Source organism: Anaerostipes caccae L1-92 (assembly GCF_014467075.1).
In the GTDB taxonomy this organism is placed as follows: Bacteria; Bacillota; Clostridia; order Lachnospirales; family Lachnospiraceae; genus Anaerostipes; species Anaerostipes caccae.
In genome coordinates, this window is the sequence record NZ_AP023027.1 from 2574502 (window position 1) to 2591432 (window position 16931).

16 protein-coding genes and 1 riboswitch are annotated in these 16931 nt (G+C 45.5%); of the genes, 6 read left to right on the forward strand and 10 right to left on the reverse strand.

Features of this window, described 5'->3' with window-relative positions; genetic code table 11:
• Positions 1-46: 46 nt before the first annotated feature.
• Positions 47-346: a NifU family protein gene (locus tag ANCC_RS12585; protein WP_039946889.1), complete on the reverse strand. Its 300-nt coding sequence runs from the start codon at positions 344-346 to the stop codon at positions 47-49.
• Positions 347-649: 303 nt separating this feature from the next.
• Here ANCC_RS12585 and ANCC_RS12590 point away from each other — a divergent pair, with 303 nt between their 5' ends.
• Entirely contained in the window at positions 650-2104 is a 1455-nt protein-coding gene (locus tag ANCC_RS12590) for a 4-hydroxyphenylacetate 3-hydroxylase family protein (RefSeq protein WP_156340279.1), read from the forward strand.
• 121 nt (positions 2105-2225) lie between these two features.
• Here the strand turns inward: ANCC_RS12590 and ANCC_RS12595 are convergent, their stop codons facing one another.
• Positions 2226-2546 (reverse strand): TIGR04076 family protein, encoded by a 321-nt coding sequence (locus ANCC_RS12595; RefSeq protein ID WP_006568072.1) that lies wholly within the window; start codon positions 2544-2546, stop codon positions 2226-2228.
• 99 nt (positions 2547-2645) lie between these two features.
• On the opposite strand from ANCC_RS12595, the gene ANCC_RS12600 reads away from it, so the two are divergent.
• Complete coding sequence (locus tag ANCC_RS12600) at positions 2646-3317, forward strand: Crp/Fnr family transcriptional regulator (protein ID WP_006568071.1); 672 nt, start codon at positions 2646-2648, stop codon at positions 3315-3317.
• A 103-nt stretch (positions 3318-3420) separates the two neighbouring features.
• Positions 3421-3909, forward strand: coding sequence for a hypothetical protein (locus ANCC_RS12605; protein WP_330601630.1), 489 nt, complete (start codon positions 3421-3423; stop codon positions 3907-3909).
• Positions 3910-4002: 93 nt separating this feature from the next.
• On the opposite strand, the gene ANCC_RS12610 is transcribed toward ANCC_RS12605, so the two are convergent.
• The 5 genes from ANCC_RS12610 to ANCC_RS12630 all read right to left on the reverse strand — a co-directional run bounded on the left by ANCC_RS12610 (position 4003) and on the right by ANCC_RS12630 (position 11055).
• A complete protein-coding gene (locus tag ANCC_RS12610; protein ID WP_006568068.1) occupies positions 4003-5394 on the reverse strand; it encodes a glycine--tRNA ligase in 1392 nt (463 codons plus the stop codon).
• A 90-nt stretch (positions 5395-5484) separates the two neighbouring features.
• A complete protein-coding gene (gene recO / locus ANCC_RS12615; protein ID WP_006568067.1) occupies positions 5485-6225 on the reverse strand; it encodes a DNA repair protein RecO in 741 nt (246 codons plus the stop codon).
• A gap of 3 nt (positions 6226-6228) precedes the next feature.
• Positions 6229-7134, reverse strand: coding sequence for a GTPase Era (gene era, locus ANCC_RS12620; protein ID WP_006568066.1), 906 nt, complete (start codon positions 7132-7134; stop codon positions 6229-6231).
• Between the two features lie 11 nt (positions 7135-7145).
• A complete protein-coding gene (locus ANCC_RS12625) occupies positions 7146-10046 on the reverse strand; it encodes an insulinase family protein (RefSeq protein WP_006568065.1) in 2901 nt (966 codons plus the stop codon).
• Positions 10047-10125: 79 nt separating this feature from the next.
• Positions 10126-11055 carry a DMT family transporter gene (locus ANCC_RS12630; protein WP_083774655.1) on the reverse strand — a complete coding sequence of 310 codons (930 nt, stop codon included), beginning with the start codon at positions 11053-11055 and terminating at the stop codon, positions 10126-10128.
• A gap of 168 nt (positions 11056-11223) precedes the next feature.
• Here ANCC_RS12630 and ANCC_RS12635 point away from each other — a divergent pair, with 168 nt between their 5' ends.
• The 3 genes from ANCC_RS12635 to ANCC_RS12645 all read left to right on the forward strand — a co-directional run bounded on the left by ANCC_RS12635 (position 11224) and on the right by ANCC_RS12645 (position 14311).
• Positions 11224-12696 (forward strand): putative DNA modification/repair radical SAM protein, encoded by a 1473-nt coding sequence (locus ANCC_RS12635; protein ID WP_006568063.1) that lies wholly within the window; start codon positions 11224-11226, stop codon positions 12694-12696.
• Between the two features lie 63 nt (positions 12697-12759).
• Positions 12760-13509 (forward strand): TIGR03915 family putative DNA repair protein, encoded by a 750-nt coding sequence (locus tag ANCC_RS12640; protein WP_006568062.1) that lies wholly within the window; start codon positions 12760-12762, stop codon positions 13507-13509.
• A gap of 70 nt (positions 13510-13579) precedes the next feature.
• The gene (locus ANCC_RS12645) at positions 13580-14311 is read left to right on the forward strand and encodes a MerR family transcriptional regulator (protein WP_006568061.1); all 732 of its coding nucleotides are present in this window, start codon (positions 13580-13582) and stop codon (positions 14309-14311) included.
• Between the two features lie 46 nt (positions 14312-14357).
• Here ANCC_RS12645 and ANCC_RS12650 read toward each other — a convergent pair whose 3' ends face one another.
• The 3 genes from ANCC_RS12650 to mgsA form a co-directional block, all read right to left on the reverse strand.
• Positions 14358-15536, reverse strand: coding sequence for a phosphoribosylaminoimidazolecarboxamide formyltransferase (locus tag ANCC_RS12650; protein ID WP_006568060.1), 1179 nt, complete (start codon positions 15534-15536; stop codon positions 14358-14360).
• Positions 15537-15545: 9 nt separating this feature from the next.
• Positions 15546-16259, reverse strand: coding sequence for an IMP cyclohydrolase (locus tag ANCC_RS12655; protein WP_006568059.1), 714 nt, complete (start codon positions 16257-16259; stop codon positions 15546-15548).
• 114 nt (positions 16260-16373) lie between these two features.
• Positions 16374-16453, reverse strand: a riboswitch (ZMP/ZTP riboswitch).
• A 58-nt stretch (positions 16454-16511) separates the two neighbouring features.
• On the reverse strand, positions 16512-16871 hold the full coding sequence (gene mgsA / locus ANCC_RS12660; protein ID WP_006568058.1) for a methylglyoxal synthase: 360 nt from the start codon (positions 16869-16871) through the stop codon (positions 16512-16514).
• Positions 16872-16931: the final 60 nt, after the last annotated feature.

A 16931-nucleotide genomic window follows, 5' to 3' on the forward strand; every position in this document is an offset into this window, starting at 1 on the left:
TACGCGGCTCATTTGTTTCATATATGGAACAGACAGTGTTTTATCCCTATCCGCATGGCACCCCCTGCTTTCCCGAATGGCTCATCAGTTTTTTTGCCATTTCGATAAGGTCATCACTTACCTCATTCACCAGCACTACATCCTTTACCTCAGGTATTTTCTTTTTCACCGCTTCTGCAATCAATTCTTCGGTTGTCAGTGCTGCGGATGGACATCCGCAGCACTGTCCTGTCAGGCGGACTTTCAAAATACCTTCTTTATATTCTGATATCCGGACATTTCCTTCATGTTCGAGCAAATATGGACGCACATCTTCTTCCAGCACCTTCTCTATTTCCCTTAACATCACAATCACCTCCTGATATTTATATATAGCAAATACCATGCCAACCGGCATCTCCTGCTTTTATGCACAATCTCCCAACGATTGTTCCAAAAATAAAATAATCACTGTTTTTCGTTCCATTTCTTGAACATAAAAATATGTTAGCTTACAGAAAAACAGACATAATCTCCGTCAGATATATACCCAGCGATAGCTTTTCAGTTTTCCCAAAAACTTGGCACACGTTTTGCTTAATACTCTTATGTCAAACTTATTTTCGGGAGCAGAAAGCTTCCGCCGTTTATGAAAGGAAGGTAAGATCGTATGGCTTTAATGACAGGAAACGAATACGTGGAAAGCATGAGTAAACTGAATCTTCAGGTTTATATGTTTGGGGAAAAAATTGAACATCCGGTGGATAATCCGATTTTAAGGCCGTCCCTGAATTCTGTAAAAGCGACTTATGACCTGGCACAGATGCCGGAATATGAGGATCTGATGACTGCAGTATCTTCTGAAACAGGAGAAAAGATCAACCGCTTTACCCATATCCATCAAAGTGCCGGGGATTTGATTAAAAAAGTGAAGATGCAGAGGCTGTGCGGCCAAAAAACCGCTGCCTGTTTCCAGCGCTGTGTAGGTATGGATGCGTTTAATGCAGTTTACAGTACTACATATGAGGTGGATGAAAAATACGGCACCAGCTACCACGAAAACTTTAAAAACTTCTTAAAATATGCACAGGAAAAGGATCTGACCACTGACGGCGCCATGACAGATCCAAAAGGTGACCGCTCCCTTGCTCCTCATGCTCAGGCTGATCCTGACCTTTTTCTGCATGTCGTGGAACGCCGGCCTGACGGGATCGTCGTCCGTGGAGCCAAAGCTCATCAAACCGGCATTATCAACTCACATGAAGTGTTGGTCATGCCTACCATTGCCATGGGCGAAGATGACAAAGACTATGCAGTTTCTTTTACAGTGCCGACAGACTCTGATGGCATTTTTATGATTGTCGGACGACAGTCCTGTGATACAAGAAAATTAGAAGGCTCTCAAATGGATGTAGGAAATTCCGAATACGGAGGAATGGAAGCTCTGGTTGTGTTTGATAATGTCTTTGTGCCAAACGACCGTATTTTCTTAAATGGGGAATATGATTTTGCCGGGGTTCTGGTGGAGCGTTTTGCCGGATACCACAGACAGTCCTACGGCGGATGTAAAGTTGGTGTTGGTGATGTCCTGATCGGTGCGTCTGCAGCTGCAGCAGAATACAATGGAGCGGGACGTGCCTCCCATGTAAAAGACAAGCTGATCGAAATGACCCATTTAAACGAAACCCTGTACTGCTGCGGCATCGCATGTTCTGCCGAAGGTGCGGCCACCAGATCCGGAAACTATCTGATCGATCTGCTTCTGGCCAATGTATGTAAACAGAATGTTACCCGCTTTCCATATGAAATCGCACGTCTTGCAGAAGATATCGCAGGAGGTCTGATGGTTACCGCTCCTTCCGAAAAAGATCTGAAAGATCCGAAGCTGGGCGCTTATGTTGAAAAGTATCTCCACGGAGTGTCAGGCGTCTCCACAGAAAACAGACTTCGCATCATGAGGCTGATTGAAAATCTGACTCTTGGAAGCGCAGCCGTCGGATACCGTACAGAATCCATGCACGGTGCCGGGTCACCGCAGGCACAGCGGATCATGATCGCACGCCAGAGTAATCTCACTATGAAGAAAAAAATGGCTAAAGAGATCGCCAAAATAAAAGAAGAATAGAAAACAATCGTTGGATAGCCCCCTTTGTTCGATGGATGCTTCTCCTATAAAATTTATGTCCATTTTCCACATGATTAGAGTGAGGCATTCTAAGAGCCGAACGGAAATCATGTGGAAAATGTCACTCTTCCTCTTGTGTCGTCTCCAGCTTAAAGATTACCGGGCGCAGCCCGTCATTGCAGCTGCATATGGCAGTGCCCGGCTTTCTGATCCAGTCTCCGTAATAGAACACTTCATTTCCCGCTCCATGGGCCAGTGCAAATACATACTGGTAAATAGCCTTCCATGCCTCATCGCAGAGTCCTTCCGGTTTTGCATAGTCGGCGTAAAACACTTGACCCTCCCTGTGAAAAGGACATGCTGCAAGCCCTTCTGTACCGTACTCGGCAGCCAGGTCCTCATTAAACATGGTTCTCAGGACTGTAATTTTTACTTTTTTCATTTTTTAATCTCCTTCCTTTTGACTCATCAATCATTTTTGATACATTAGCAAAAAAGTGTTAAAATAAAAAAACCACTTTGAGCAAAAGGAGGTCTTCGTATGCTTACCCCTCGGTACTTTTTTGCCAATGATTTCAAACAGTTTTACAGTTACTTTCTCACTCAGCCTCATAAAAAACGTTTCTTTCGAAAGGGTGAATTTCTGTGGGAGAGCGGCGAACCCTTCCAAAGAATTCATTACATAATCTCAGGCGCTGCCCAAAACTATATGGAACACGAAAACGGCCACAGGAAAATTATATCCTTCCACGGGGAGGGTACCGTGTTCCCTGGTTATCACCAGCATGACTATAAAATTGAACAATCTCTCATAACTACAGCCGTTTCGGATATGAACGTTCTGGAATTTACAAAAGAGCAATTCCGGCAGATGTTTGAGACAAATCCTCAGCTGAGCGCCAATATTGTAGATTGGTATTCCACGTATGTAAATCGTCTGCTCTATGAAACAGCACATCAGGAATACAACAGTTCCTTAACCCGCCTGTGCAATCTGCTTTACCTGCTCACAGGAAACGAGACGGATCATCCGGATCTGTACATCGACATGACGCAGGATGATCTTTCCGATCTTCTTGGAATCAGTCGTATCCATGTAACCCGCGGTCTTTCACAGCTCCGGGAGCAGGAAATTATTCTCACCCGCCGGAAACAGATAGAGATCAGGGATCTGCCTGCACTAACGGAATACTGTTCGCTGGAAACTCTTTGAACCGGCCGGACTGTATCTAGAATTATAAATTCATCCCCATGATTTGTCTGCATCAAAAGATACACAAAACCAAATTTATTACTTTTTAAAGGGAAAGGAATCTATGATGAAAATCCAGAAATCCAGAATCGAACAGCTGAATGAAATCATGGCTCTCTATTCTGGTGCCAGGCTATTTATGAAACAGCACGGAAACCCGGATCAATGTGGAGAACATTATCCGGAAGAGTCCATGATCCGCATGGATATAGAAGCTGGAAATAGTTATGTATGCATAGAAAACGAACAAATACAAGCTGTCTTTTTTTATAAAATGGGGCAAGATTTTTCTTATAAAAAAATTTATGACGGTAAATGGAGAAATGAAAGCCCTTACGGTGTTGTACACAGACTTGCTTCCAAAACAACACAGAAAGGATGCGCTTCTTTTTGTCTTTCCTGGGCTCTGGAACAGTGCGGAAATTTAAAGATCGATACCCACCGTGACAACAAGGTCATGCAGAATCTGCTCAAAAAAAATGGTTTCTCATACTGTGGGATCATCTGTCTGAACGACGGCAGTGAACGTCTGGCGTATCAAAAATCCATGTAAGTTGATTCCTGCATGATCGTGCAGAATCCATATTGACAGAATAGAAAAACCGGCTGGATAACAAATCCCGCCGGTCCAATTATTTGATAGTTTTTAATAGTCAAATTTCTTCTCAAAGTATTCTTTCAGATCTTCGATCTTCACCCGTTCCTGTTCCATTGTATCACGGTCTCTGACGGTTACTGCTCCGTCTTCTTCAGAATCGAAATCGTATGTCACACAGAACGGTGTTCCGATCTCGTCCTGTCTTCTGTATCTCTTTCCGATATTTCCGCGCTCATCGTACTCACAGTTGTAGTATTTCGCAAGCGTCTCATAAACTTTCCCTGCCCCCTCAGCTAATTTCTTGGACAGAGGAAGCACCCCGATCTTCACCGGTGCGATAGCCGGATGGAAACGAAGAACGGTACGTTTGTCTCCGCCTTCCAGTTCTTCTTCATCATAAGCGGCACATAAGAACGCAAGGGTCACACGGTCGGCTCCAAGAGACGGCTCGATTACATATGGAATGTAGCGCTCTTTCTTTTCATCGTCAAAGTAAGTCAGATCTTCCCCTGAAGTATTCTGATGCTGTGTCAGGTCATAGTCTGTACGGTCAGCAATTCCCCACAGCTCTCCCCATCCGAATGGGAATAAAAACTCGATATCTGAAGTTGCCTTGGAGTAGAAAGACAGTTCTTCTTTTCCATGGTCACGGACTCTCATCTGGTCATCGGTGATGCCCAGTGTCTTTAACCAGTTGATACAGAAATCTTTCCAGTAAGCAAACCACTCAAGGTCTGTATCCGGCTCACAGAAAAATTCCAGCTCCATCTGCTCAAACTCTCTTGTACGGAACGTAAAGTTTCCAGGAGTGATCTCGTTTCTGAAAGATTTTCCGACCTGTCCGATACCGAACGGGATCTTCTTCCTGGATGTCCTCTGCACATTTTTAAAGTTGACGAAAATACCCTGAGCTGTTTCCGGCCGCAGGTAAACTGTATTTTTCGCATCTTCTGTCACACCCTGGAATGTCTTGAACATCAGGTTGAACTCACGGATATCCGTAAAATTTTTCTTTCCGCAGGACGGGCATACGATGTCATGATCATTGATAAAATCCACCATCTCTTCTTTGGTCCATCCGTCCACAGAGCCGCCCTCAATCTCCATGCCGTGTTCATCCATATAATCTTCGATGATCTTATCTGCGCGGAAACGTTCGTGGCACTCTTTACAGTCCATCAAAGGGTCGGAAAACCCGCCCAGATGTCCGGAAGCAACCCAGGTCTGCGGATTCATAAGTATCGCACAGTCCACACCTACATTATACGGGCTTTCCTGAATAAATTTCTTCCACCATGCTTTTTTTACATTGTTTTTAAGCTCCACGCCAAGATTTCCATAATCCCATGTATTTGCCAATCCGCCGTAAATCTCAGATCCGCTGTACACAAAACCTCTGGCTTTTGCTAAATTTACGATTTTCTCCATTGTTAATTCCATATTGTTTCTACCTCACCGTTTCTTCATTTCCTATAATCTGTTCTATTGTAGCGTGTAACCCCTCTTTTTTCAAGAGATAAGCTAAAAAAGTCAAAGCAGTTCCAAAAAATCCAGAGACTTGAAATGATGGCTGACATACTGTTTTAAAAATGACTCGCTGACAGAATCAAGTTCCTTCAAAACTTCCTTAGAAACCCTGAACGTATACAGCTTCTCCGGGGGACTGCTTAAAATAAACTGAAGCGTATATACCGCAGATCCGGATATATGTACCGCTCTTCCTCCGGATTTTCTGCAGTTTGAGCAGAGAATCCCTCCCGCACTGCTGTCAAAACAGCTGAGGTCCTCTGTGCTGCCGCACTGTGTACAGCAAAAGACTTCCATTCCCTGTCCGTAGAGAGCCATGAGTTTAATTTCAAACACTCTGCGTATGAGCTTCGGATCTATGGTCTTTTTTTCAAGTGCTCTAAGACTCAGGTAAAGAAGCTTCAGAATCTCTTTTTCATCATTGTTTTCTCTTGTAAGATAAGATGCAAATTCACAAAAATAACTGCCATAGGAAACCAAAAGAAGATCTTCCTTGACGCCCTCAAAATAATGGCCTACATCTGCCCACATGAGATTAAAGGAGCTTCTTCCTTCATACAGTGAAAACTCTCCGAATGTCAGAGGCTGACAGGCCGCGGCATATGGACTGGTGGCTTTTTTCGCCCCTCTCGCAAACGCCGTGATCCTTCCTCGTTCCTTTGTGAGAAGCGTGACTCTCTTATCAAATTCTCCGATATTTCCGGCGTTCAGTACCAGACCGGTTACTTTGATCTCCTGACCCATTTTTTATACTTCTTTCTTGTTGTACCCGTAATTTTTGAGAAGCATGTCACTGTCACGCCAGTCCTTTTTCACTTTCACCCACAGCTGAAGATTCACTTTGATATCCAGAAGGTTTTCCATCTCCATCCGGGCCTGGCTTCCGATCTTCTTTAACATACTGCCCTGTTTTCCGATGATGATTCCTTTATGAGAGTCTCTCTCGCACACGATCATCGCATCAATATCGATGATATGGCCGTGTCTTCTCTCTTTCATGGAGTCGATGACTACCGCAATCCCATGCGGAATTTCCTGATCCAGAAGACGCAGCGCCTTCTCTCTGATCAGCTCCGCGCAGATCTGCCGCTCCGGCTGGTCCGTGACTGTATCTTCATCAAAAAACATCGGCCCCTCCGGAAGGTATTTGAAAATGCTGTCTGTGACATCATCCGTGTTCTGTCCCTTCAGCGCGGAAACCGGTATGATCTCTGCAAATTCACATACATCTTTGTAGGTGGTGATCGCTTTTAAGATCTCTTCGTCCTTCACCGTGTCCGTCTTGTTGATCACCAGGATAACCGGGGTCTTCACCTTGCCCAGCTGTTCGATGATATAGCGCTCTCCGCCTCCGATAAAGGTAGTCGGCTCCACCAGCCATAAAATAAGATCCACCTCGTTAAGAGTCCTCTCGGCGACTTTCAGCATATAGTCGCCGAGCTTGTTCTTTGCCCTGTTGATCCCCGGAGTGTCCAAAAATACAATCTGTCCCCTGTCGTCGGTGAATACGGTCTGGATTCTGTTCCTGGTTGTCTGGGGTTTTTTCGAGGTGATCGCGATCTTTTGTCCAATCAGCTGGTTCATCAGCGTAGATTTCCCCACATTTGGCCTGCCGATCAATGTCACAAATCCCGATTTCATTCCTGTGTTCATAAAATTCCTTCCTAAAATACGTGTTTGATTTCTTTAAATTTATCCTCAGCTTCTCTCAGTTTATCTTCATTTCCGATAGTACAATTATTCCCCGCATCCACCACACAGCGCACATACGGTGCCAGCGAACGGATCGTCTCCTGACTGCAGGACAGCACCTGGTCTCTGTACTTCTGAAGTTCTTCTTCTGTCCTTCCAAGAAGATAAGCCTGGAAGCTTCTCTCTCCCAGATCATCCGGCTCCAGCGGGGTATCCATATTGCTGATCGTTCCGATGATATATTTTACCATGTCACGGTCATCGATATCGAAATGCTCCACAAAATCAGCCGCATTTTCGTAGACTTGGTAAGTCTCTAAGAGATTCGGGTCCCGATAGGATACAAACATACTGTCTCCCTGAGGCATAAAGCTGCACATGCATCCGTAGGCTCCGCCTTTTACACGGATATTAAGCCAGAGATACTCGTAAGAAAAGATTACCTGGAGAACATTTAAGGCTCCCGTATATTCATAACCCTGCTCAGCAAAATTTCCTGCACAGGCCACATACTGGACACCGCCCGCCGTAGCGAAGCCTTCCTCCTTTTTCTCCGGAAGAATTTTTGTCTCCTCTTTGGCTAATTCGCCGGTAAACATGCGTGCTGAGAACTTGTGCAACGCATCTTCCATAAAGGACGGTTCTTTTTCTTTTCCTGTGTAACTCACCATCATATGTTCCTTCCGGAAAATATATCTGCACGCCTCTTTCATGCTGTCAATGATCTTTCCGCTCTCCTGCTCAAAGGATTCATACCAGTCCTTTACAAACTCAAACATGGAAACGCCCTGGATCTGTTCTTTATACCTTGCATAAGGAGAAAAATAGGACATGGCGCGGTTGGATGCCGTTTTGTGTCCGGCTTGTGTAAGATCTGTCTTCATATTAGTGTAAATCTGCCCGATGATCTCTTTCAGACGTTTCTTGTCCTCCAGTTTGCTCTCAAACAGGATCTCTTCCATGAGTTCAAATGCCTTTTTTGCATTTTCATAAAAACACTTTGTCCTGATGACAAAATAACTTTTTACACCTTCAGCACCGGCCGGCAGAACGTCCATCGTCGTCACCATGCCTCCGGTCTCAATACCGATTTCATTTCCAAGCTCAAAGTAGCTGTGCTTCTTAGTATCTACGCTTCGGAATACTTCTGACATGAGAGACACATAAGGCACGAGCCTTGCCGGAACCTCTGACATGTCGAATACGATCTTCAGATAGCAGATACCATTTGTAAAATATGGATGCCAGATCACCTTAACTCCGTCCACTGATACTTCTTCATTGCAAAGAGGCCGGATCTCCTTCTTGATATCCTTAATATCCAGAAGCGGGATCTTTTCAATGTCCTCTTTCGGAGTTGCCGCCTCCTGATATTCTTTCAGCTCTTTTGTAGCCTGAACGAGCTTACCGATCTCTTCTTTTGAAAGACTTTCTTTATATTCTCTCAGCTTCTGCGCAGTTTCTTGATCCTTCCGGCTCTGAAGGCCCCTCTCCGGCTTCAGCACCACAATGGATTTATGTGTATTGGACAGAAGATAAGTTTCAATCAAATCCGTAAAATAACTTCCGTCCAGCTGTTTTCTCAAAAACTCAAACACATCGTTGGTCTTGATATGCATGAACGGCTCATGATCGTCATAGAGCCAGCTGTCATACATCTGAAGTCCATACATCAGTCCCTTTGGAAATCTGCCGAAATTAGCCTCTTTATACTGGAACTCATAATAATTCAGTGCAGATTCCAGGCTTCGTCTCTGAATCCCCTCTTTAGAAATCTTACGCAGGGTGTCCTCGATGATGCGCACAAAGTCTGCCTCTTTTTCCTCATCTGCCTCTTGGGCCACCACGGAAAACACAGGCTGTTCGATCCCATTGTCATAGGAACTGCTGATGTCCTTGCCGATCCCGGCTTCCATCAGAGCCTTTTTCACCGGCGCGCCCTGCATAGAGAACAGTGCCCTGTCAAGAATCTGAAATGCGATATACAGTTCTTTATCAAGACTTGTCCCTATCACTGCATTATAGGAGAGAAACGTTTTGTTCTGTATCTCATCCTGCTCGCTGACCGGATATACTGCCTCCACTCTCTTTACTTCTTTAAAGGCTTCCTGGGGCTTCCAGGATGTGTCCACCTGCTTCTTTTCAAAATCAGACAGATAATGTTCGTCTATGAATGTCAGGTACTTTTCCGCATCCATATCTCCGTATAAATAAATATAGCTGTTGGACGGATGATAGTAAGTCCTGTGGAAATCCAAAAACTGCTCATAGCTGAGTTCCGGGATCGCTTCCGGGTCGCCTCCGGATTCAAATCCATACGGAGTGTCTGAGAGCAGGGACTTCTGGATCAGACGCGCCAGCTGCTGGTCCGGGGATGAGAACACACCCTTCATTTCGTTGTAAACGACGCCGTTGTAGATTACGGGCGCATCTTCTGATTCAAGAGAGTGATGCCATCCCTCCTGTTTTAAGATTTCGGGTTTCGTATAGATATTCGGGTAAAATACCGCATCTAAATACACATGCATCAGATTAAAAAAGTCTTTGTCATTGCAGCTTGCCACCGGATATACCGTCTTATCCGGATAGGTCATTGCATTCAAAAATGTGTTCAGGGACCCTTTGACCAGTTCCACAAACGGGTCTTTTAATGGAAACTCCCTGGAACCGCAGAGTACAGAGTGTTCCATGATATGAGGAACTCCGGTGTCATCCTTCGGCGGTGTCTTAAATCCAATCTGGAATACCTTGTTGTCATCTTCGTTGGATACTACCACAACCCTGGCCCCTGTCTTTTTGTGGCGGTACACATACCCGGTTCCATTCAGTTCTTTAATCTGTTCTTCTTTTACCAATTCATAATTCTTCATCATAGCCTCCGAAATTCGTTCTTTATTTTATACTTGATCCGCCGTGTACACAGGCGGAAAATATTTCACTGTTCATGATAAATTATACCACATTTGCTGTTTTCTTATTAATGCGTTTTTTATCATTATTTTCGGTGTGCCCGGACTTTCTGCCCAAATCCGTCTCCGAGATCAAAATCGCCGCCATCACCAGGGCAAAACCGATCAGGATCTTCACCGTCGCCTTCTCACCATAAAAAATCACGCTGAAAAGCACACCGAACACGGACTCCAGACTCAGGATCAGAGATGCGGAAGATGAACTCACCCGGCTCTGCCCTATACTCTGAAAGGTAACAGCCACAGCCGTACACATGATCACCAGATAGGCCAGGCTTCCTGCCTGTCCGACCGTCCAGTGGATAGCACTGATGTCTTCGGTAAATACAGAAATCCCTGCACCCCAGAGTCCAGCAAATAAAAATTGCACGATCGTCAGCAGCACCGGATCTTTCTGACCGCTTTTCATGCCAAGATAGGCAATATGAAGGGAAAATAAAAGGCCTCCCACCAGAGTCAATCCATCACCGATTCCTATACTAAGGTTCCCATCCAGTGAAATCAGTCCAATACCCGTAATGCAGATCAATGCGGCCAGGAAGTTTTGCTTTGTAGGCTTCTTCTTTTGCCATATCCATGTGACAAAAGGGACTGCCACACAGTAGATCGCCGTTAAAAATGCATTCTTTCCGGGCGTCGTGTGATACAGTCCTTCGGTCTGGAACCAGTAAGCCCAGAACCAAAATCCTCCCAGCACAAATCCTGTCTTAAAGTAACTTTTATCTATTTTCCCCAGTCTCTTATGAAAAAAGATACACAAGAGCAATGCCCCTGCTAAAAATCTTGTCCCAAGCAGAAAATTTTCCGGGACATTGGCAATGGTATTTTTCATAATAAAAAAGGAACTGCCCCATATCAGTGCAGAACCGAACAACGCTGCCTTGCCGAGCTTCGTTTTATTTTTTTGATTCATACAAACCCTCATCCTTCTGAATTGTTTTTCCGTTAAGTATAATAATACCATTTACCAATACATTGCCGCAACTTCTTTTCACCCGAACTTTTGTTCTTTTCCTCCTTGCTTTTTATATGGCACTATGCTAGAATAAGAGAACAAACATTCGATATTGTGAGGTGGATTATGGAAACTATCAGTCCTTCCCTGTCATTGCAGGAGAAGCTAACAATTCTAGCAGACGCAGCCAAGTACGACGTAGCCTGCACGTCCAGTGGAGCCGACCGCAGAGGTGAAAAGGGAAAACTGGGCAACGGAGTGGCTGCAGGCATCTGCCACAGCTTTGCATCCGACGGCCGCTGTGTCTCCCTTTTAAAGATACTTCAAAGTAATGAATGTATCTACGACTGCAGGTACTGCTTAAACCGCTCGTCCAATGACCGGGTGCGCACTACGTTCACCCCGGAAGAAGTCTGCCGCTTAGTCATCGAGTTCTACCGCCGAAACTATATCGAAGGGCTGTTTCTAAGTTCCGGTGTGGTAAAGAGTCCTTCCTATACGATGGAACTCATGTGCCGGACACTGTCTATGTTAAGAAATCAGTATCATTTCAACGGCTATATCCATGTGAAAGCCATTCCCGGAGCGCCGGAAGAACTTCTGGAATCCATCGGATATCTCGCGGACCGCGTCAGCATTAATCTGGAACTGCCCACACCGGAAGGACTGAAGGATCTGGCCCCTCACAAGACACAGAAAACGATCTTAAAACCCATGGAACAGATCCGTTCCGGCATCGCAGATCACCGGCTGTCCATCGGCAAGGACCCTATGATGGAACGCTTCGGCGGCAACCGCAGTCTAAAGCACACGATCTTCGATGATGTCCGATCCGGCCGCATCGGGGAGCACAGACAGCTGGCATCAAACTCTTTCCTCCCGCCCGCTAAGGACAAGAATGCACCCTTTGTCCCCGCCGGGCAGAGCACTCAGATGATCGTTGGAGCTACCGCAGAGAATGATCTTCAGCTTCTTTCTGTCACTCAGCAGCTGTACCAGAAGTTTGATCTGAAACGTGTCTTCTTCTCAGCCTATGTCCCGCTCAATGAAGATTCCCGCCTTCCCTCCCTGGATACCGCCCCTCCTCTGTTAAGGGAACATCGTCTCTATCAGGCCGACTGGCTGCTGAGGTTTTACGGCTTTCATGCAGAGGAACTGCTGAGTACTGACAGGCCCAACTTCAATATCATGCTGGACCCCAAGTGCGACTGGGCACTGCGGCACCTGGAGCTTTTCCCTGTGGAGATCAACCGCGCCAGCTACGCAGATCTTCTGAGAGTTCCCGGCATCGGCACCAAATCCGCCTACCGTATTGTCAAGAGCCGCCGACAGCGCTCCCTGACATTTGAAAACCTGAAAAAGATGGGGATCGTCCTGAAACGGGCCAAGTATTTTATAACCTGTAACGGAAAGATGATGTTTCATATCCCGATCGAGGAGAACTTCATCACCCGTCAGCTGATCGGAGAGGATTACAAAAAGTCCTGGGAGATTGATCATCCCCAGACCTATGAACAGCTGTCCCTGTTTGACGATAAGAATTTTGTATCGGCCCCCTCAGCCGAAGATACCTGCAAGTCTCTGAGCGGACAAATATAAAAAACAGTAACAGTTTTAATATTTGCCTGAAAAACGGCCGACTGAAAATAATGGAGAAAACGCATGACCATTTTCACCTGCAAAGATACGTTTGAGGATATGATGTCCTGTATATACACTGCCTGGGCATCCCGCTTAGGCCACAAAAACATCCAATTAAAAACTGAACCCATAGGGAATCTGGAACTGTTCTGTGATTACCGCCATGTAGATCACGATCCCGATCAGACCGCCAGTGTCATCCGTTCCATCCAAAAAAAGATCTCTTTTCGTGCCTATCAGATGGTATACCGCGCTGCTATGTCTTTTCAGGAAGAAAAACTGGATATCATCTACCGGTTCCTGATCTATGGGTTTCACTATGGGCCTTCCGTTGTCAATATGCTGCAGGAGCCTGCTGTGATGAATCTGTTTGAACTGGACCGTAAAGTTATGAATGAAGCTCACTTATTCCGGGAGTTTCTGCGTTTTTTCGAAATAGATCATGTTCTTATCTCCCATATTGAACCCAAGTGTGATGTCCTGACCATCCTGGCTCCCCAGTTTACGGACCGCATGCCCTCAGAGAACTGGATGATCATCGACGATAACCGGAAAACTGCCGTCGTTCATCCCTGTGATCATGATTACTATATGACCACCCTCTCAGAGGATGAATTAAACCGTCTGAAGACCTCTGAGATTTCTGATCTTTACACAGATCTCTGGAAAGTATTTTTTGAGACGATCGGTGTAGAAGCCAGAAAAAATCCCCGCTGTCAGAGAACCATGATGCCGCTCTGGTACCGCAAACACATGACAGAATTCCTTTAATCTATTTTATCTCTTGACTCTCACGCAGCGTGATAGGCTATTCTGTACTTACCAGGAGGAGGAGACCAAGATGAAAACAGTAAGAGAAGTAAGCAGATTAACCGGTATCAGTGTGCGCACTCTCCACTATTATGACGAGATCGGACTTTTATGTCCCGACCGTGTCACGGAGGCTGGCTACCGGCTGTACGGCACCAAAGCTTTGGAACGCCTTCAACATATTTTACTGTTCCGGGAACTTGAATTCTCTTTAAAGGACATCAGAGAGATCCTGGACCGTCCGGATTTTGACCGCCAAAAAGCATTAGATCAGCAGATACAGCTTTTGAGGCTTAAAAAGGACCGGCTGGAACATCTGATCGACTTCGCTCTTGGAATTCAAAAGTTAGGAGTGGAATCATTGAATTATCAGACATTGAACAAAGAAACGCTGGAAAGCTATAAATCCGAGGCCAGAAAAAGCTGGGGCGGTACCGATGCTTTCCGTGAATATGAGCAGAAAGCAAAAACTTATACAGAGGAGGACTGGAAGGTCATGAATACCAAGTTTATGGCAAACTTTGCGGAATTTGGCCGTCTCATAAACGAAGACCCGGCCTCCGAACCGGTGATGCACCAGGTTGAGCTCCTCAAACAGTCTATTACGGATCAATATTATACCTGTACAGACGATATTCTGGCCTCTCTGGGCGAAATGTACGTCTGTGATGACAGGATGAAAGAGTCTATAGACCGTGCCGGCGGAGAGGGAACCGCCCGCTTCGTCTCAAAGGCCATTCATATTTACTGCCAGACCCTATAATACAGAAGGAGAGAAACCTGCTTGATTTCTCTCCTTCTTATATCTTCTAATGATGGAATAAACGGATTCCCGTAAAACACATCACCATGTTATATTTATTGCATGTGGCAATGACATGGTCATCTCTGATGGAGCCTCCCGGCTCAGCCACATAAGAAACGCCGCTTTTGTGTGCCCTTTCGATATTATCGCCAAACGGGAAAAACGCATCTGATCCCAATGCCACACCCGTCATCTGATCCAGCCATTCACGCTTTTCTTCTCTCGTAAACACTTCCGGTTTTACTTTAAAGATATTTTCCCAAGCCCCGTCGGCTAAAACATCCATATAGTCGTCTCCGATATACAAGTCAATGGCATTGTCACGGTCCGCACGTCGGATACCGTCCACGAACTCAAGTCCCATGACTTTCGGAGCCTGGCGCAGATACCAGTTGTCCGCTTTCTGTCCTGCCAGACGGGTACAGTGGATTCTGGACTGCTGTCCCGCACCGATGCCGATGGCCTGTCCGCCCTTTGCGTAGCATACGGAATTAGACTGGGTATACTTTAATGTGATCATTGCAATCGCCAGGTCAATTTTAGCAGAGTCAGGCAGTTCCTTATTCTCTGTCACGATATCGTTAAAGAAATCCTTGTCAATGTTCAGTTCATTTCTGCCCTGCTCAAAAGTAACACCGAACACTTCCTTGCGCTCTACCGGAGCCGGCACATAATCCGGATCAATCTCGATCACGTTATAGTTTCCTTTTTTCTTTTCTTTTAAAATTTCAAGAGCGTCTGCGTCATATCCCGGTGCGATAACCCCGTCAGACACCTCTCTTTTTATAATTTTGGCTGTTGCCGCATCACACACATCGGAAAGTGAAATGAAATCTCCGAAGGAAGACATACGGTCAGCCCCCCTCGCCCTGGCATATGCATTGGCAAGAGGAGTAAATTCCATATCCATGTCATCTACCCAGTAAATCTTCTTTTCCACATCAGTCATCGGAAGCCCTACCGCAGCGCCTGCAGGAGAGACGTGCTTAAAGGAAGCTGCCGCCGGAAGCCCGGTCGCTTTTTTTAGTTCCTTCACCAGCTGCCATCCGTTTAATGCATCTAGAAAATTAATATATCCCGGTTTGCCGCTTAACACTTTGATCGGCAGTTCACCGTCTTCCATGTAAATTCTTGACGGCTTCTGATTCGGATTGCATCCGTATTTTAATTCTAATTCCTTCATGGTCTCCTCCTATTGATTCTTGTTCACGATCCTTGTTTCATATTCTCCTGTTTTGATATCAATGTAGCGCACAAACAGAGATACTTTGTTGTCTTCATTCAGGCTTTCCCACACACGGCTTGTAAACGCATCAATATCATCGTCTAAGCCGATTAATTTAGGCTCTCCCTCAAAACTCGGAAGCGGATCTCCGTCCTGCATATAGGTATGAATGAAATGTCCCTCCCCGCTTACCGGATTCTCATAGGCAAATGTATACCGGTTACATGCATCCGGATTACCGTTATTGCTCTTTAAAATAGACATTGCATAGTTGTAGGTTCCGTTTTCCACATGCATAATGCCTGAAATACGCGGAGTATAATTCGGTGCATCCGGCTCAAACTCTCTCGTCCTCAATGCCTGTTCAAATGTCTGCTGTTTATCCATGAGCTCGTAGATCGTATCCGTCTGGTCTCCGTTGGTCACGATTGTTTTATTTCCTAATACCTTGACCGGAGCATAGATGATAAGGCTCGGATCACTCAGCTTTGACGGATCAAAAGCCTGTGTCCGGATACCTTTTCCGTCCTCAATAAACACACGGTTTCTGCTGTTTTCGCTTCTTCCCATGATAAAATATGCAGTCACTGCATAGGCCCCGTTTGGTGACTTCCCGATCACAATTCCTCTTCCAGGGTATGAATTCCCTTTTAACTCGTTTTCTAATGACAACATCTTCATTGTCCTGTATCCTCCTTTTGTATCTGTGTGCAGCTTCGCAGAGAGATTTTTATTCCATACGAAAGGTTCGCAGACCTTTTTTATGTAAAAATAAGCCGCCTGGGCACACTAAATAAAAGTTGCCCAGGCGGCCGGCATTTCTGCTGCCGTGCTCCCCGTGGTTTCTCCACTATCCGCCAGTCGCACAGCTTTCAAAATAAATATACACTATGATCTGTCATTTTTCAAGTCAAAATACTCAGTCCTGACAGTTTAAAACATTTGAATCATCAGTTCTGCCGCCGCAGTGTTGGTGACTGCCGGTACCTTGTGCACATCACAGACACGAAGCAGTGCAGACACGTCCGGCTCATGGGGCTGTGCAGTCAGTGGGTCCCGGAAAAAAACAACCAGTCCGATCTTTCCCTCTGCAATTCTGCCTCCCAGCTGCTGGTCTCCTCCATACGGTCCTGACAAATATTTCTTCACCGGAAGTCCTGTGGCTTCCTCTACCCGTTTTCCGGTTGTACCGGTTGCGACCAAGTCATATTTTGCTAATGTTTCTTTATGCTTCTTTGCAAATTCCACCATCTCGTCTTTTTTCTTGTCATGTGCGATCAATGCAATAATCATATCTTTATCCTCCTGATGTTTAATGACTGTAAGGCTAATCTACACTAAAGAAGCCACTTT

Bases quoted from the DNA above. Each gene is read 5' to 3' on its own strand.
- ANCC_RS12595 (WP_006568072.1), bottom strand. From the start codon at position 2,546: ATGAAAAAAGTAAAAATTACAGTCCTGAGAACCATGTTTAATGAGGAC.
- ANCC_RS12605 (WP_330601630.1), top strand. From the start codon at position 3,421: ATGATGAAAATCCAGAAATCCAGAATCGAACAGCTGAATGAAATCATG.
- ANCC_RS12640 (WP_006568062.1), top strand. From the start codon at position 12,760: ATGACCATTTTCACCTGCAAAGATACGTTTGAGGATATGATGTCCTGT.
- ANCC_RS12625 (WP_006568065.1), bottom strand. From the start codon at position 10,046: ATGATGAAGAATTATGAATTGGTAAAAGAAGAACAGATTAAAGAACTG.
- ANCC_RS12630 (WP_083774655.1), bottom strand. From the start codon at position 11,055: ATGAATCAAAAAAATAAAACGAAGCTCGGCAAGGCAGCGTTGTTCGGT.
- ANCC_RS12655 (WP_006568059.1), bottom strand. From the start codon at position 16,259: ATGAAGATGTTGTCATTAGAAAACGAGTTAAAAGGGAATTCATACCCT.
- ANCC_RS12650 (WP_006568060.1), bottom strand. From the start codon at position 15,536: ATGAAGGAATTAGAATTAAAATACGGATGCAATCCGAATCAGAAGCCG.
- ANCC_RS12645 (WP_006568061.1), top strand. From the start codon at position 13,580: ATGAAAACAGTAAGAGAAGTAAGCAGATTAACCGGTATCAGTGTGCGC.
- ANCC_RS12635 (WP_006568063.1), top strand. From the start codon at position 11,224: ATGGAAACTATCAGTCCTTCCCTGTCATTGCAGGAGAAGCTAACAATT.
- ANCC_RS12590 (WP_156340279.1), top strand. From the start codon at position 650: ATGGCTTTAATGACAGGAAACGAATACGTGGAAAGCATGAGTAAACTG.
- ANCC_RS12585 (WP_039946889.1), bottom strand. From the start codon at position 346: ATGTTAAGGGAAATAGAGAAGGTGCTGGAAGAAGATGTGCGTCCATAT.
- era (WP_006568066.1), bottom strand. From the start codon at position 7,134: ATGAACACAGGAATGAAATCGGGATTTGTGACATTGATCGGCAGGCCA.
- mgsA (WP_006568058.1), bottom strand. From the start codon at position 16,871: ATGATTATTGCATTGATCGCACATGACAAGAAAAAAGACGAGATGGTG.
- recO (WP_006568067.1), bottom strand. From the start codon at position 6,225: ATGGGTCAGGAGATCAAAGTAACCGGTCTGGTACTGAACGCCGGAAAT.
- ANCC_RS12600 (WP_006568071.1), top strand. From the start codon at position 2,646: ATGCTTACCCCTCGGTACTTTTTTGCCAATGATTTCAAACAGTTTTAC.
- ANCC_RS12610 (WP_006568068.1), bottom strand. From the start codon at position 5,394: ATGGAATTAACAATGGAGAAAATCGTAAATTTAGCAAAAGCCAGAGGT.